Genomic DNA, 13,363 nt, shown 5'->3' on the forward strand with positions numbered 1-13,363 from the left:
CCCCTCAGGCGCAGCCGGGCCCGGCTGCTGCCTGCGTGAAGCCGTCCCGCCACGAGCCGTACACCGGTGTCCATCCCAAATCCTTGCGGGCGTGCGTGTTGTCCGCGCCCCGGGCCCAGCCCGACCTCGCCGTCTGCACCACCTCCGGCGCCGCCGCTCCGACCGCCCGCGCGAACACCGGCAGCCATTCACTCGCCGCCGCCGGTACGTCGTCCACCACGTTGACGACACCGGTCGGCCACCCGAGCGCCTCGACCGCACTCGCCGCCGCATCTTCGACGTGCAGGAAGCTGCTGACATCGGCGTTGCTGACGAGCGAGCCCTCGTGGAGCTGTGTAGTCCTCAAGCCGCCCGGAGCGAACCAAGTGCCTGGCCCGTACAGAGCGCCGTACCGGAGGACGACCCATTCAGGCAGTTCGCCGGCGATGCGTTCCATCGTCGCCACCGCGTCGACCATGCTGCGCCGGCTCTCGGACTCCGCCGCCAGATCGAGCGGAGTCTCCTCGCCGGCCGGCCCGTCACCCGGCTCGTAGACCCACGCGATGCTCTGCACCACGATCCGCCGTGTGCCCGCCGCCAGCGCCGCGTCCACCAGGTTCCGCGTGCCCACCCTGCGGATCCTCCCGTTGGCCGCGAAGTCGAGGTCGGCGAGATCGGTCAATTGGTGCATCACGATCTCCGGCGCCGCAGTCGTCACCGCGTCCCGCAAGCCGTCGGCGTCGAACACGTCACCCACGACCGCCCGTGCCCCCTGGCTTCTCAACACCTCCGCGTCCGCCGTACGGCGCGTCAGCGCGGTCACCTCATGCCCCGCCGCGACCAGGCGCGGCAGCAGCCGCCGACCGACGACCCCGGTCGCCCCGGCGAGGAAGATCCGGCTCACCGCAGCGCCTCCTCGCTCACCCAGGTCGGCATCCGTCCGTCCACCAGCTCGGTCATTCACCAAACCGTAGGTGCGAGGCGCCTCGGCAGGATGGGCCACTTCGATCGTGCTCCGGTGGGCCACCCGATCGGGCTCACCCAGCCGGTCGCGGGTGCGGTGTGGCCCGCCTGATCGGGCATGCTGTGCCGGTGAATGCAACGGCTGCCCGCGCGACCGCGCGTTCCGTGCTCGCCGACCGGGAGCTGACGTCGTGAGCGACGCAGGCCGGACAGCGATCCTCCGCGCCGCACGGCGCGCGTTCGCCCGCCAGCCGTACGCCGCGGTGACGCTGCGCGGAATCGCCGCCGACGCGGGAGTCAGCGCGTCGCTGATCGTCAAGCACTTCGGCGGGAAGGATCAGCTGTTCGACGTCGTCTCCGACTTCGGCGAAGCTGCCGAGTTGCTGCTGGCGGCGCCCAACGCGTCGCTCGGCAGGCACGCCGTACTGACACTGGTCCGGTGGCGCCATGAGAACGAGTCGGACCTTCTGGTCCGGGTGGTGTTCGCGGCCGGGAGTGGCGACGAGCGGGCGATGATGCGGGAGCGCTTTCGCAGTCAGGTCGTGCAGGCTTTCGCCGACCGGCTCGACGGCGACAACGTCGACGTCCGGGCCGATCTGATCGTCGCGCACCTGCTGGGCCTCGGCGCGCTGCTCGCCGTACGCAAGACCGGGCCGGCGGCGACAGCGGATCCGGAGCTGGTCGCGGACCTGTACGGCCCGTCCTTGCAGGCTCTGATCGGCTGACGCAAGAGGCTGACACATCGTGGACGGCCGTCTCATTTACCGGGCATCGATTCTTTGCCTCGCCGCCACGGCCGGTAGCATGGTCGATCCAGGTCGAGAGGCGCTGCAACGGGCCGGAGGCCCGCCACGCTCGTCCTGATGTCAGTAGACCGCAAGGGCGCCTCCGGAAAATCTTCTGGAGGCAAAGGGTGACCACAAGCTCGTTGCGAGACCTGCTCGACCAGCGCATCGCGGTGCTGGACGGTGCGTGGGGCACGATGCTGCAGGGCGCGAAGCTGACCCCCGAGGACTACAAGGGCGATCGCTTCGTCGACCACACCCATGACGTCACCGGCGACCCGGACCTGCTGAACCTGATGCGGCCGGACGTCATCCTCGACGTGCACCGGCAGTACCTGGCCGCCGGCGCCGACATCACCACCACGAACACCTTCACCGCGACCAGCATCGCCCAGGCCGACTACGGCCTGCAGTCGCTGGTGCGGGACATGAACATCGAGGGCGCCCGACTGGCCCGGCAGGCCGCGGATGAAGCCGGTGGCAAGTTCGTGGCTGGGTCGATCGGCCCGCTGAACGTGTCTTTGTCGTTCTCGCCGCGGGTCGAGGACCCGGCGTACCGGGCGGTGACCTTCGAGCAGGTCAAGGACGCGTACGCCGAGCAGATCGAGGCGCTGCGCGACGGTGGTGTCGACCTGCTGCTGATCGAGACGATCTTCGACACGCTGAACTGCAAGGCCGCGATCGCCGCCGCCCGCGAGGTCGCCCCCGAGCTGCCGCTGTGGATCTCGGTGACGATCGTCGACCTGAGCGGGCGGACGCTGTCCGGCCAGACCGTCGAGGCGTTCTGGAGCTCGATCGAGCACGCCCGGCCGCTGGTCGTCGGCGTCAACTGCTCGCTCGGCGCGAAGGAGATGCGCCCGCACGTCGCCGACCTGGCCCGGTTCGCCGACACCTACGTGGCCTCGCATCCCAACGCCGGTCTGCCCAACGCCTTCGGCGGTTACGACGAGACCCCCGAGCAGACCGCCGGGATGCTGTCGGAGTTCGCCGAGTCCGGCCTGGTCAACATTGTCGGCGGCTGCTGCGGTACGACGCCCGCGCACATCGCCAAGATCGCCGAGTCGGTCCGTGGGCAGCAGCCGCGCACGATCGCCCCGGCCGAGACCGACACCCGGTTCAGCGGCCTCGAGCCGTTCAAGATTGGCGCCGACACCGGCTTCGTGATGATCGGCGAGCGGACCAACGTGACCGGCTCGGCGAAGTTCCGCCGGCTGATCGAGTCCGACAACTACCAGGCCGCGGTCGACGTGGCGCTGGAGCAGGTCCGCGGTGGCGCGAACCTGCTGGACGTGAACATGGACGCCGACCTGCTCGACAGCGAGCAGGCGATGACGACGTTCCTGAACCTGATCGCGACCGAGCCCGAGGTGGCCCGGATCCCGATCATGATCGACAGCTCGAAGTGGACGGTGCTCGAGGCCGGCCTGAAGTGCGTGCAGGGCAAGGGCGTGGTCAACTCGATCAGCCTGAAGGAGGGCGAGGAGGAGTTCCTCGAGCGTGCCCGGCGGATTCGCGACTACGGCGCCGGCGCGGTGGTGATGGCCTTCGACGAGCAGGGCCAGGCCGACACCGTCGAGCGCAAGGTCGCGATCTGCGGGCGGGCCTACGACCTGCTCACCGGGATCGGCTTCCCGCCCGAGGACATCATCTTCGACCCGAACGTGCTGGCCGTCGCGACCGGCATGTCCGAGCACAACGGCTACGCCAAGAACTTCATCGACGCGCTGCCGCTGATCAAGCAGCGCTGTCCGGGCGTGCACATCAGCGGCGGCATCTCGAACCTGTCCTTCTCGTTCCGCGGCAACGACATCGTGCGCGAGGCGATGCACTCGGCGTTCCTGTACCACGCGGGCCAGGTCGGCCTGGACATGGGCATCGTGAACGCCGGGCAGCTGGCGGTCTACGAGGACATCCCGAAGGACCTGCTGGAGCTGGTCGAGGACGTCATCTTCAACCGGCGCGACGACGCCACCGACCGGCTGGTCGCGTTCGCCGAGAACGTCAAGGGCAAGGGCACCCAGCGCGAGGTCGACCTGAGCTGGCGCGAGGGCACGGTCCAGGAGCGGCTGTCGCACGCCCTGGTGCACGGCATCGTCGACTTCATCGAGGACGACACCGAGGAGGCCCGGCAGCTGTTCGCCCGGCCGCTGGAAGTGATCGAGGGTCCGCTGATGGACGGCATGAAGATCGTCGGCGACCTGTTCGGGGCCGGCAAGATGTTCCTGCCGCAGGTGGTCAAGAGCGCCCGGGTGATGAAGCGTTCGGTCGCCTACCTCGAGCCGTTCATGGAGGCCGAGAAGGAGCTGGCCCGCCAGGAGGGCCGCGCCGAGGACGTCCGCGGCCAGGGCAAGGTCGTGCTCGCGACGGTCAAGGGCGACGTGCACGACATCGGCAAGAACATCGTCGGCGTGGTGCTCGGCTGCAACAACTACGAGGTGATCGACCTCGGCGTGATGGTGCCGGCCGGCAAGATCCTCGACACCGCGATCGAGGTCGGCGCGGACGCGGTCGGCCTGTCCGGGCTGATCACGCCTTCGCTCGACGAGATGGTCACGGTCGCCCAGGAGATGCAGCGGCGCGGGATGAAGCTGCCGCTGCTGATCGGCGGCGCGACCACGTCCAAGCAGCACACCGCGGTCCGGATCGCCCCGGCGTACGACCAGACCACCGTGCACGTGCTGGACGCGTCGCGGGTGGTCGGCGTGGTTTCCGACCTGCTCGACGACGACCGGTCCGCGGCCCTTGCCATCAGCAACCGTGAGGACCAGGACCGGCTGCGCGAGCAGCACGCGAACAAGCAGCGCTCCCCGCTGCTGACGCTGGAGCAGGCCCGCGCCAACGCCGAACCGGTCGAGTACGGCGAACTGCCGGTGCCGGCCTTCACCGGCCTGCGCCGGGAGTCGCCGAGCATCGAGACGCTGCGGGCGATGATCGACTGGCAGTTCCTGTTCCTGGCCTGGGAGCTGAAGGGCAAGTACCCGGCGATCCTGGAGCAGCCGGTCGCGCGCGAGCTGTTCGACGACGCGAACACGCTGCTGGACCAGATCATCGCCGAGGGGTCGTTCCGGGCCGAGGGCGCGTACGGGTTCTGGCCCGCGCACAGCGAGGGCGACGACATCGTGCTGGACGGGCTCGGGGTGTCGTTCCCGATGCTGCGCCAGCAGACCGAGAAGCCGGCCGGCCGGTACAACCGCTGCCTGGCCGACTACGTCGCGCCCGCCGGCGACCACCTCGGTGGTTTCGGGGTCGCGATCCACGGTGCCGAGGAGCTGGCGGCGGCGTACGAGGCGAAGAACGACGACTACCGGGCGATCATGGTGAAGGCCCTGGCCGACCGGCTGGCCGAGGCGTTCGCGGAGTGGATCCACCTGGAGGCCCGCAAGGCCTGGTTCGAGCCGGACGCCGATCCGGTGCTGGAGGACCTGCACGCCGAGCGGTTCCGGGGCATCCGGCCCGCGCTGGGCTACCCGGCGAGCCCGGACCACAGCGAGAAGAAGGAACTGTTCGAGCTGATCGAGGCCGAGAAGCTGGGCCTCGGGCTGACCACGTCGTACGCGATGACGCCGGCCGCGGCGGTCTCCGGCCTGATCTTCGCCAGCCCGTCCGCGCGCTACTTCAGCGTCGGCCGGCTCGGCAAGGACCAGATCGAGGACTACGCCAAGCGCCGGGGCCTGGAAGTGGCCGAGATCGAGCGCTGGCTGCGGCCGAACCTGGCCTACGACCCCCAGTAAATGCGACGGTGGGGCGCATGAGAGTGCGCCCCGCCACCCCTGCCGACGCCGAGGCCGTCGCCGCCATCTGGCACACCGGCTGGCACGACGGGCACGACGGCAACGTCCCGGACGAGCTCGCGGCGGTCCGGACCAAGGACACGTTCTGGAGCCGGGCGGCCGAGCGCGTCCCGGAGACCACGGTTGCGGTGGTCGGTGACGAGGTCGCCGGTTTCGTAATCGTCGCGGACGACGAGGTCGAGCAGGTCTACGTCTCGCGGGACCACCGGGGCTCAGGTGTCGCCGGTGTCCTGCTCGCCGAAGCGGAACGGCAGGTCGAAGCCGCCGGACACCCCGCCGCCTGGCTCGCCGTTGCTACCGGCAACGACCGCGCCCGCCGCTTCTACGAACGCTCCGGCTGGACCGACGCCGGCGCCTTCGACTACCAGGCGGCCGTCGACGGCGGCACGATCGCCGTCCCGTGCCACCGCTACCTGAAGAAGCTTTGACGTCGATGCTTCTGGAACGCGACGAACTGCTGGCCGTACTGCGGGAGAGCGCGCCGGGGACGATGGTCCTGATCGGCGGCGAGGCCGGGATCGGCAAGACGACGCTGGTCCAAGCGCATTGCGACACGCTGCCCTCCGACGTACCGGTCCGCTTCGGGTTCTGTGACGCGCTCGGCACGCCCAGAGCACTCGGGCCGCTGCACGACATCGCTCGCACGATGCCGGAGGTGGCCGGTCGCCTGTCCGCCGGCGCGGACCGGCACGACGTCTTCACCACCTTCCTCGATCAGCTCCGCCCGGGCCCGTCGGTGACTGTGGTGGAGGACGCCCAGTGGGCCGACGAGGGCACCCTCGACCTGCTGCTGTATCTCGGACGACGAATCGGTGACCTGCCGGCGGTTGTCCTGGTCACGTACCGCTCCGAGGAGGTCGGCCGTGACCACCCGTTGCGCCGGGTGCTGGGCGATCTGGCCACCGCTCGTCCTGTACGCCGGATCCAGGTGCCGGCCTTGTCGCAGGCAGCGGTCACGAGCTTGGCGGAGCCCCTCGGCCTGGACACTGCCCGCTTGTACGCGTTGACCGGCGGGAATCCGTTTTTTGTCACCGAGGTGCTCAGTACGCCGGCGGATGACCTGCCCGTGACCGTGCGCGACGCGGTGCTGAGCCGTGCGGACCGCCTCGGCTCAGCGGCGCGGGCGGTTCTCGACATCGTGTCACTGGTCCCGGACCGGGCCGAGATGAGTCTGGTCGACCCGGAGGCGCTGGAGCCGTGCTTGGAGTCCGGCCTGCTTCTGCTGGAGGACGGCATGGTGCGGTTCCGGCACGAGCTCGCCCGGCGAGCAGTGGAGACCGATGTGTCGGCGGTACGGCGTTCGCTGCTGCACGGTCGCGTGCTCGATCACCTCGCCGGGCTCCAGGGTGTCGATCCAGCCCGCCTGTCGCACCACGCCGAGGCATCCGGCGATCGGACGGCGGTTCTGCGGTACGCGCCGATCGCCGCGCGGCTTGCCGCTCGCGCCGGGGCTCATCGGGAAGCCGCAGCCCAGTACGCCCGTGCGGTGAGGCACTGTGCGGCGGCCCAGGTGCAGGAGCAGGCTGAGCTCTGGGAGCACCTGGCCCACGAATGTGACAGCAGCGGGGCGCTGAGCGACGGTATCGCTGCTGCTCAGCGGGCGATCGAGTTGTGGCAGTCGATCGGCAACACCGAGCGGCAGGGGGCGGTGATGGCGCAGTGCTCGCTGATGCTGTGGAAGACCGCTCAGAACGCCGCGGCGCGAGCGATGGCGGCGGCGGCAGCCGAGCTGCTCGAAGCCGGCCCGCCAGGACGTGCTCTCGCTCAAGTTCACGCCGCCCAGGCCCGGCTGCTGATGCTGGCGCGCGAGATGCCGGCGGCGATCGAGGTCGGCAGCCGAGCCGTCGAGCTGGCCGAGCGGCTCGGCGACACGCAGACGTTGGGTCGTGCCCTCAACGCAGTCGGCACCGCTCACTTCCTGACCGACCCCGACCGTGCGGTCGAACTCCTGGAGGCAGGGCTGGACGCGTCCGCCCAAGTCGGTGACGATGCCGGCACCGCGGCCGCGATGGTGAACCTCGGGTCCGGGGCCGGGGAGATCCGCCGGTACGAGGTGGCCGACCGCTGGCTCGGGGAGGCGGTCGCCTGGTCCGGGCAACGGGACCTGGACTCGTCCCGGATCTACGCGCTGGCATGGCAGGCCCGGTCGGACTTCGAGCAAGGGCGATGGGCCGCGGCGTCGCAGCGCGTGGAGGAGGTGATCGCCGGTGCCCCCCAGCACGTGCCGGCGCAGATCATCGCGTACACGGTGCTCGGTCGGCTGCGAGCTCGGCGGGGCGATCCCGATGTCTCGGGGCCGCTGGCCACCGCATGGCGACTCGCCCAGCAGACCGGCGATCTCCAGCGCCTGTGGCCAGCCGTCGCGGCCCGAGCCGAAGCGGAGTGGATGAGTGGAGGTGGCGAACCACTCGACGCCGGCATCACCAGCCGGGTCGGTGAAGCGGCACAGCTCGGGGAAGATCTCGCGGCGGAGGTCCGGGCGACGTACGAGCTGGCACTGCGGTTGCGGCATCCGTGGGCGGTCGGCGAGCTCGGATGCTGGTTGGGCGTAGAGCTACCGGACTTCGCCGCGGCGCCGTACCGGACGGGGGAAGGCTGGCGAGAGCTCGGCTGTCCCTTCGAAGCGGCGCTGGTTCTGGCCGCCGGGGATGATCCGGAGCGGCAAGTCGCCGGACTGCAGGAGTTGCAGCAGCTCGGCGCGCGCGCCGCGGCCGACCTCGTCGCCCGGCAGCTCCGGCGCGAAGGCCTGGTCCGGTTGCCGCGCGGCCCGCGGCCGACCACTCGCGAGAACCCCGCCGGGCTCACCGACCGCGAGACCGAGGTACTGGCGCTGGTGGCGCAGCAGCTTCGCAACACCGAGATCGGCGCGCGGCTGCACATCTCGGCCAAGACGGTGGATCACCACGTCTCCGCCGTACTCGGCAAGCTCGGGGTGTCGACGCGCCAGGAAGCCGGGCGCTGGTTCCGCGCGTTCAGCGAGTGACCCGCAGCCGGCGGGTCGCCGGGACGATCAGCAGCGCAGCGGCGCACAGCAGGCCGAGACCCGATGCGAAGACCATCAGCGGGACCGCGCCGGTGACTCCGGCCAGCGGACCGGCCACCGTGCGGCCGAGTGCCATCGTGACCAGTGAACCCGCCACGTCGTACGCGTAGACGCGGTTGAGCAGCTCCGGCGGTACCTGGGTCTGGACGGTGGTGGACCACAGGACCGACCAGAACGCGATGCCCGCGCCCGCGACCGCCCAGCCCGCCATCAGGACCGGCAAGCTGGGCTGCAGGGCCGGAACGAGGGGATAGATCGCGAACAGTGCCCACCCGATCGAGCCGACGGCGAGGGGACGACCGGGCCGGAAGCGGATCGCGAGGGTGCCGCCGACCGCGCCGCCGGCCCCGAAGGCGGCCAGGCCGAGGCCGAGCGCCGCGGAGTCGAGCTGGTCGATCACCAGTTCGGCGCCGATCGGCAGCGAGGTCCCGACGACGAAGCAGCCGTACAGGCCGAAGATCGCGATCACAGCCCACAGCCAGGTGCGGGCGCGGAACGCCTGCCAGCCCTCGACCAGCTCGGTGAGGAACGACGCGCTGCGCGGGGCCGGTGCGGTGCCGAGCCGTAGGCCGAGCAGGCAGCAGCCGCTGACGGCGTACGTCGCCGCGTAGATCGCGAAGACGACCGCGGGCCCGGACAGGCCGACCAGGACCCCGGCCAGCGCGGGGCCGAGCACGCCTGCCATCGACTCGGCGATCCGCAGCGTCCCGTTGGCGCGCTGCACGTCATCCGCGACTTGCGGGACCATGCTGGCGACGCCCGGCTGGAACATCGCCGTCGCGGCGCCGCTGAGGAACTGCAGCAGCACGATCAGCACGAGCGACGGTGTACCGGCGGCGAACAGGATCGCGGTGGCCGCCTGCAGCGCGAACCGGGCGAAGTCGGCCAGCACCATCATCCGGCGAGCAGTGAACCGGTCGGCCAGTACCCCGCCGAAGAGCATGCAGAGAGCAACGGCCGCGAGCCAGGCGCCGAGGGCGTAGCCGACCCCGGTCGCGCCGTAGCCGGCGTCCAGCACGCCGACCGACAACGCCACCGGGATCATCGCGTCACCGAGCAGCGAGGTGGTCCGGGCGCCGAAGTACAGCCGGAAGTTGGCCGACCACAACGGCCGGACCACCGCCGGGGCGACGGCAATGCGAGTCATCAGCCATCCTCACGAAAGCTCCTGTCTGGAGCAGGAACCTATCGCGCCGGACCGGGATCGTTCCCGGCCTTTCATCAACCGAGACGGCCGGCCTGGGGAATCCGGCCGGCCAAGATGGGGAGCCGTTCCCGATGAGCCGGCCAGGTCCGGACCGGCAGGGTCGAGGGGTAGCAGGAACCCATCCACGAAAGGAACGACATGACTCGCTACCTGGTCGAACGCACCTTCCCCGAAGGGCTGGCGATCCCGATCGACGACCGCGGCGCCAAGGCCTGCCTCGACGTCGTCGAAGGCAACGCCGAGCACGGGGTGACCTGGGTGCACTCCTATGTTTCCCCGGACCACCGCACCACCTACTGCCTGTACGACGGTCCGTCGCCGGAGGCGATCCGGCACGCCGCCGAAACCAACGGCCTTCCGGTCGACCGGATCACCGAGGTCCGCGTTCTGGACCCGTACTTCTACCACTGATCCACGGCCCGGCAGACCTTCCAGGGCCGGTCAGTTTGCTTTCGCAAGCAATTCCCTGGGAGAAGGTCATGAGTCGCTCGGCTACGACATCGTCGCGAACTTCGGGGACCAGTACTCCGACCTGAAGGGCGGTTACGCCGGCCGCACGTTCAAGTTGCCGAACCCGAACTACTACCTGCCCTAGCGGGGCAGCAGACCGAAGAGCAGGCCGTGCAGAGCGATCCGCAGTGCGGGGGTGAACTCGACCCGCAGTGCGGAGAGCTCCGGTGCGGCCTCGTACGCCGCGAGCACCGCGGCCGGCGGCCGTGAGTGCGTCCAGATCGCCCCGGCCAGCAATGCCCCCGACGCGACGAAGTTGATCGCGCCCTGCTCGCCCAGCTCCGGTACGGCGGCCACGATCGCCGCCGTCATCCGCTGCGCGTGCCCGACGGCGGCCCGCTTGAAGTTCAGCGCGACGTCGGTCGAGATGTTGCGTTCCAGCACGGCGGCTTGCGCGCTGATCAGCTCGCACAGCATCGGTCGCGCGGTCAGGGTCTCCGTCATCGTGTTCGCCAGCGACTCGGCACGCTCGGCGGCGGTCCGTGACGGGTCGACGCCCTCCAGCGCGGCCTCGAAATCGGTCAACCAGGCGGCCGTCTCGGTGTTCATCAGCTCCAGCAGCACGGCCTCGCGCGACTCGAAGTAGTTCAGCACGTTCGACTTCGCCAGGCCGACCCGGCGGCTGAGCTCGTTCAGCGTGAGCTCGGCGACCGGCTGTTCGGCCAGCATCGCGGTCGCCGTCGCCAGGATCGCCCGCCGGCGTTCGGCCCGCTGCTCCTCACTGCGCGCTCGCTGGAACGTCATGCGCCAAGTCTACAGACCGCCGGTCTCTTGTGATCAGACCAACGGTCTGTTAGCGTCGAAGACAACAGACCGGCAGTCTTTTAAGGAGCGCGCCATGTACGAGGTCCCCGACCAGTCCGGCAAGTACGTCGTCGTCACCGGCGCCAACAGCGGCACCGGCAAGGAGGCCGCGCGGCGACTGGCCGCCGCCGGGGCGCGGGTGGTGATGGCGGTCCGCACCCCCGCCAAGGGCGAGGCGGCCCGCGCCGAGATCCTCGCTCGGCACCCCGGCGCGCTGCTCGACGTCCGCCGGGTCGACCTGGCCGATCTCAGCTCGGTGCAGGCGTTCGCCGACGAGCTGCTCGCGGACGGCGTACCGCTCGATGTGCTGGTCAACAACGCCGGGGTGATGATTCCGCCGGAGCGGATGCTCACCGCCGACGGCTTCGAGTTGCAGTTCGGGACGAACTTCCTCGGTCCGTTCGCGCTGACGGTGCGGCTGCTGCCGTTGCTGCTCGCGGCCCCGGCGCCGCGGGTCGCGACGATGAGCAGCGGGATGGCGAACTTCGGCCGGATCCAGTTCGACGATCTGCAGTGGGAGCGGCGCTACCGTCGCTTCCGGGCGTACTCGCAGTCGAAGCTGGCCGATCTGATCATGGGCCGGCGGCTTGCCGCGATCGCCGCCGAACGCGGCTGGCCGCTGCTGAGCACGATCGCGCATCCCGGCATCACCCGGACGAATCTGCAGACCGCCGGCCCGAGCCTCGGCCGGGACAGGCCGTCCGCAGTGGACCGGCTGATGGCGCGGCTTGATCTGACACCGACCCAGGACGTCGAGCAGGGGACCGAACCGCTGCTGGTCGCCGCGGTGAGCCCCGACGCGGTGCCCGGCGCGTACTACGGGCCCTCGCGCTGGCTCGAGTCGGTCGGGCCGACCAAGCTCGCCAGGATCCCGCGGCGTGCGCTCGACGACGACGTCGCCGCGCGGTTGTGGACGACGGCCGAGGAGCTGACCGGCGTAAGCCTTCCCGCAGTGCTCGCTTGACGCCTAACCTGCCGGGATGGAGCGATGGGCGAGCGGTGAGCAGTACGAGCCGTACGTCGGGCGCTGGAGCCGGCTGGTCGCGGCGGAGTTCGTGGCCTGGCTGAATCAACCGGCCGGGCGCCGGTGGCTCGACGTCGGCTGCGGGACGGGCGCGCTGACCAGCACGATCGTGCGGGACGCCGCACCGGCGTACGTGCTGGGGGTGGATCGGTCGGAGGGGTTTGTGGAGTACGCGCGGCGGACGGTGCCCGGCGCGACCTTCGAGGTCCGTGACGCGGAGGACCTGCCAGACGCGTCCTTCGACATCGCGGTGTCCGGGCTGGTGCTGAACTTCGTGCCGGACCGCGACCGGCTGCTGCGCCGGCTCGGTGAGTTCGGCGACGTCGTCGCGGCGTACGTGTGGGACTACGCCGACGGCATGCAGCTGATGAAGTACTTCTGGGAGGTGGCGGGCGAGGTCGATCCCGCGCGGCGCGACCTGGACGAGGGCACCCGGTTCCCGTTCTGCCGGCCGGACGCGTTGGAGGAGATGTTCACGGGCGCCGGGTTCGGCGAGGTGGCCGGCCGCGGGATCGTCGTACCGACGGTGTTCACGTCGTTCGAGGACTACTGGACGCCGTTCCTCGGCGGGCAGGGCGCGGCGCCGGCGTACCTGAGCACTGTCGACGAGACGACTCGGGACAAGATCCGGGACGCCTTGCGGGAAAGGCTTCCGGTCGAGTCGGACGGCACGATCTCCTTGACCGCCAGGGCTTGGGCGGTGCGCGGGACTACTCGGTAGGCCAGTCCGGGTGCAGGCGGCCGAAGAGCAGGTCGTCGGTCCACTCGCCCTTCCACCAGCTCGCCGCTCGTCGCAGTCCCTCGCGCTGGAAGCCGAGGCGTTCCAGCAGCCGTGCCGACGCGACGTTGCGGGCGTCGCACTCGGCTGACACCCGATGGAGGTTCCGCTCGGTGAACAGGTGATCGAGCAGCGCGCCGACCGCTTCGGACGCGTAGCCCTGACCTTGGTACGCCGGCGCCAGCGTGAAGCCGAGCTCGGCCTGGCGCAGGTTCTCGGCCAGGTTGAGCCCGATGTCGCCGATCAGGACGCCGTCCAGGTCGATCGCGTACTGGAACCAGCCCGGCTGCTCGGGATCGCCCGCGGCGTACGACCGGACGGCTTCGATCGCCTGCTCCAGCGAGTACGGCGCGTCCCACGACTGGTAGCGCGCTACCTCCGGCACCGACCGGTACGCCGCCAGCGCCGCGGCGTCGTCGTACCGGAACCTGCGCAGCACCAACCGCTCGGTGGACAAGATCATGGGCCGATGATGTCAA

At 70.5% G+C, this 13,363-nt stretch carries 12 protein-coding genes and 1 riboswitch; of the genes, 8 read left to right on the forward strand and 4 right to left on the reverse strand.

The features are described 5' to 3' along the window. Positions 1-4: 4 nt before the first annotated feature. A complete protein-coding gene (locus BWI15_RS15710) occupies positions 5-883 on the reverse strand; it encodes an NAD-dependent epimerase/dehydratase family protein (RefSeq protein WP_077015158.1) in 879 nt (292 codons plus the stop codon). Positions 884-1,133: 250 nt separating this feature from the next. On the opposite strand from BWI15_RS15710, the gene BWI15_RS15715 reads away from it, so the two are divergent. From BWI15_RS15715 to BWI15_RS15730, 4 genes are all read left to right on the forward strand, one after another. After that, positions 1,134-1,667 carry a TetR/AcrR family transcriptional regulator gene (locus BWI15_RS15715; protein WP_077015159.1) on the forward strand — a complete coding sequence of 178 codons (534 nt, stop codon included), beginning with the start codon at positions 1,134-1,136 and terminating at the stop codon, positions 1,665-1,667. A gap of 89 nt (positions 1,668-1,756) precedes the next feature. Then, a riboswitch (S-adenosyl-L-homocysteine riboswitch) is annotated at positions 1,757-1,837 on the forward strand. Between the two features lie 18 nt (positions 1,838-1,855). Further along, positions 1,856-5,458 (forward strand): methionine synthase, encoded by a 3,603-nt coding sequence (gene metH / locus BWI15_RS15720; RefSeq protein ID WP_077015160.1) that lies wholly within the window; start codon positions 1,856-1,858, stop codon positions 5,456-5,458. 17 nt (positions 5,459-5,475) lie between these two features. After that, positions 5,476-5,946: a GNAT family N-acetyltransferase gene (locus BWI15_RS15725; RefSeq protein WP_077015161.1), complete on the forward strand. Its 471-nt coding sequence runs from the start codon at positions 5,476-5,478 to the stop codon at positions 5,944-5,946. Positions 5,947-5,951: 5 nt separating this feature from the next. Continuing rightward, positions 5,952-8,501 carry a helix-turn-helix transcriptional regulator gene (locus tag BWI15_RS15730; protein ID WP_143465623.1) on the forward strand — a complete coding sequence of 850 codons (2,550 nt, stop codon included), beginning with the start codon at positions 5,952-5,954 and terminating at the stop codon, positions 8,499-8,501. Here BWI15_RS15730 and BWI15_RS15735 read toward each other — a convergent pair. Then, positions 8,491-9,708 carry an MFS transporter gene (locus BWI15_RS15735; protein ID WP_077015163.1) on the reverse strand — a complete coding sequence of 406 codons (1,218 nt, stop codon included), beginning with the start codon at positions 9,706-9,708 and terminating at the stop codon, positions 8,491-8,493. The genes BWI15_RS15730 and BWI15_RS15735 overlap by 11 nt on opposite strands. Before the next feature lie 198 nt (positions 9,709-9,906). Between BWI15_RS15735 and BWI15_RS15740 the strand changes: the two genes are divergently transcribed. After that, positions 9,907-10,179, forward strand: coding sequence for a DUF4242 domain-containing protein (locus tag BWI15_RS15740; protein ID WP_077015164.1), 273 nt, complete (start codon positions 9,907-9,909; stop codon positions 10,177-10,179). 55 nt (positions 10,180-10,234) lie between these two features. Beyond that, positions 10,235-10,363, forward strand: a complete 129-nt coding sequence (locus BWI15_RS40595; RefSeq protein WP_202817686.1) for an HAD family acid phosphatase — start codon at positions 10,235-10,237, stop codon at positions 10,361-10,363. On the opposite strand, the gene BWI15_RS15750 is transcribed toward BWI15_RS40595, so the two are convergent. After that, on the reverse strand, positions 10,360-11,022 hold the full coding sequence (locus BWI15_RS15750) for a TetR/AcrR family transcriptional regulator (protein WP_077015165.1): 663 nt from the start codon (positions 11,020-11,022) through the stop codon (positions 10,360-10,362). The genes BWI15_RS40595 and BWI15_RS15750 overlap by 4 nt on opposite strands. A 94-nt stretch (positions 11,023-11,116) precedes the next feature. Between BWI15_RS15750 and BWI15_RS15755 the strand changes: the two genes are divergently transcribed. Both BWI15_RS15755 and BWI15_RS15760 read left to right on the forward strand, forming a co-directional pair. Next, on the forward strand, positions 11,117-12,046 hold the full coding sequence (locus BWI15_RS15755) for an SDR family oxidoreductase (protein WP_077015166.1): 930 nt from the start codon (positions 11,117-11,119) through the stop codon (positions 12,044-12,046). A gap of 16 nt (positions 12,047-12,062) precedes the next feature. After that, on the forward strand, positions 12,063-12,827 hold the full coding sequence (locus tag BWI15_RS15760; protein WP_077015167.1) for a class I SAM-dependent methyltransferase: 765 nt from the start codon (positions 12,063-12,065) through the stop codon (positions 12,825-12,827). On the opposite strand, the gene BWI15_RS15765 is transcribed toward BWI15_RS15760, so the two are convergent. Further along, a complete protein-coding gene (locus BWI15_RS15765) occupies positions 12,817-13,347 on the reverse strand; it encodes a GNAT family N-acetyltransferase (protein ID WP_077015168.1) in 531 nt (176 codons plus the stop codon). The genes BWI15_RS15760 and BWI15_RS15765 overlap by 11 nt on opposite strands. Positions 13,348-13,363 lie beyond the last annotated feature (16 nt).

This window comes from Kribbella sp. ALI-6-A (genome assembly GCF_001984195.1).
Taxonomy (GTDB): Bacteria; Actinomycetota; Actinomycetes; order Propionibacteriales; family Kribbellaceae; genus Kribbella.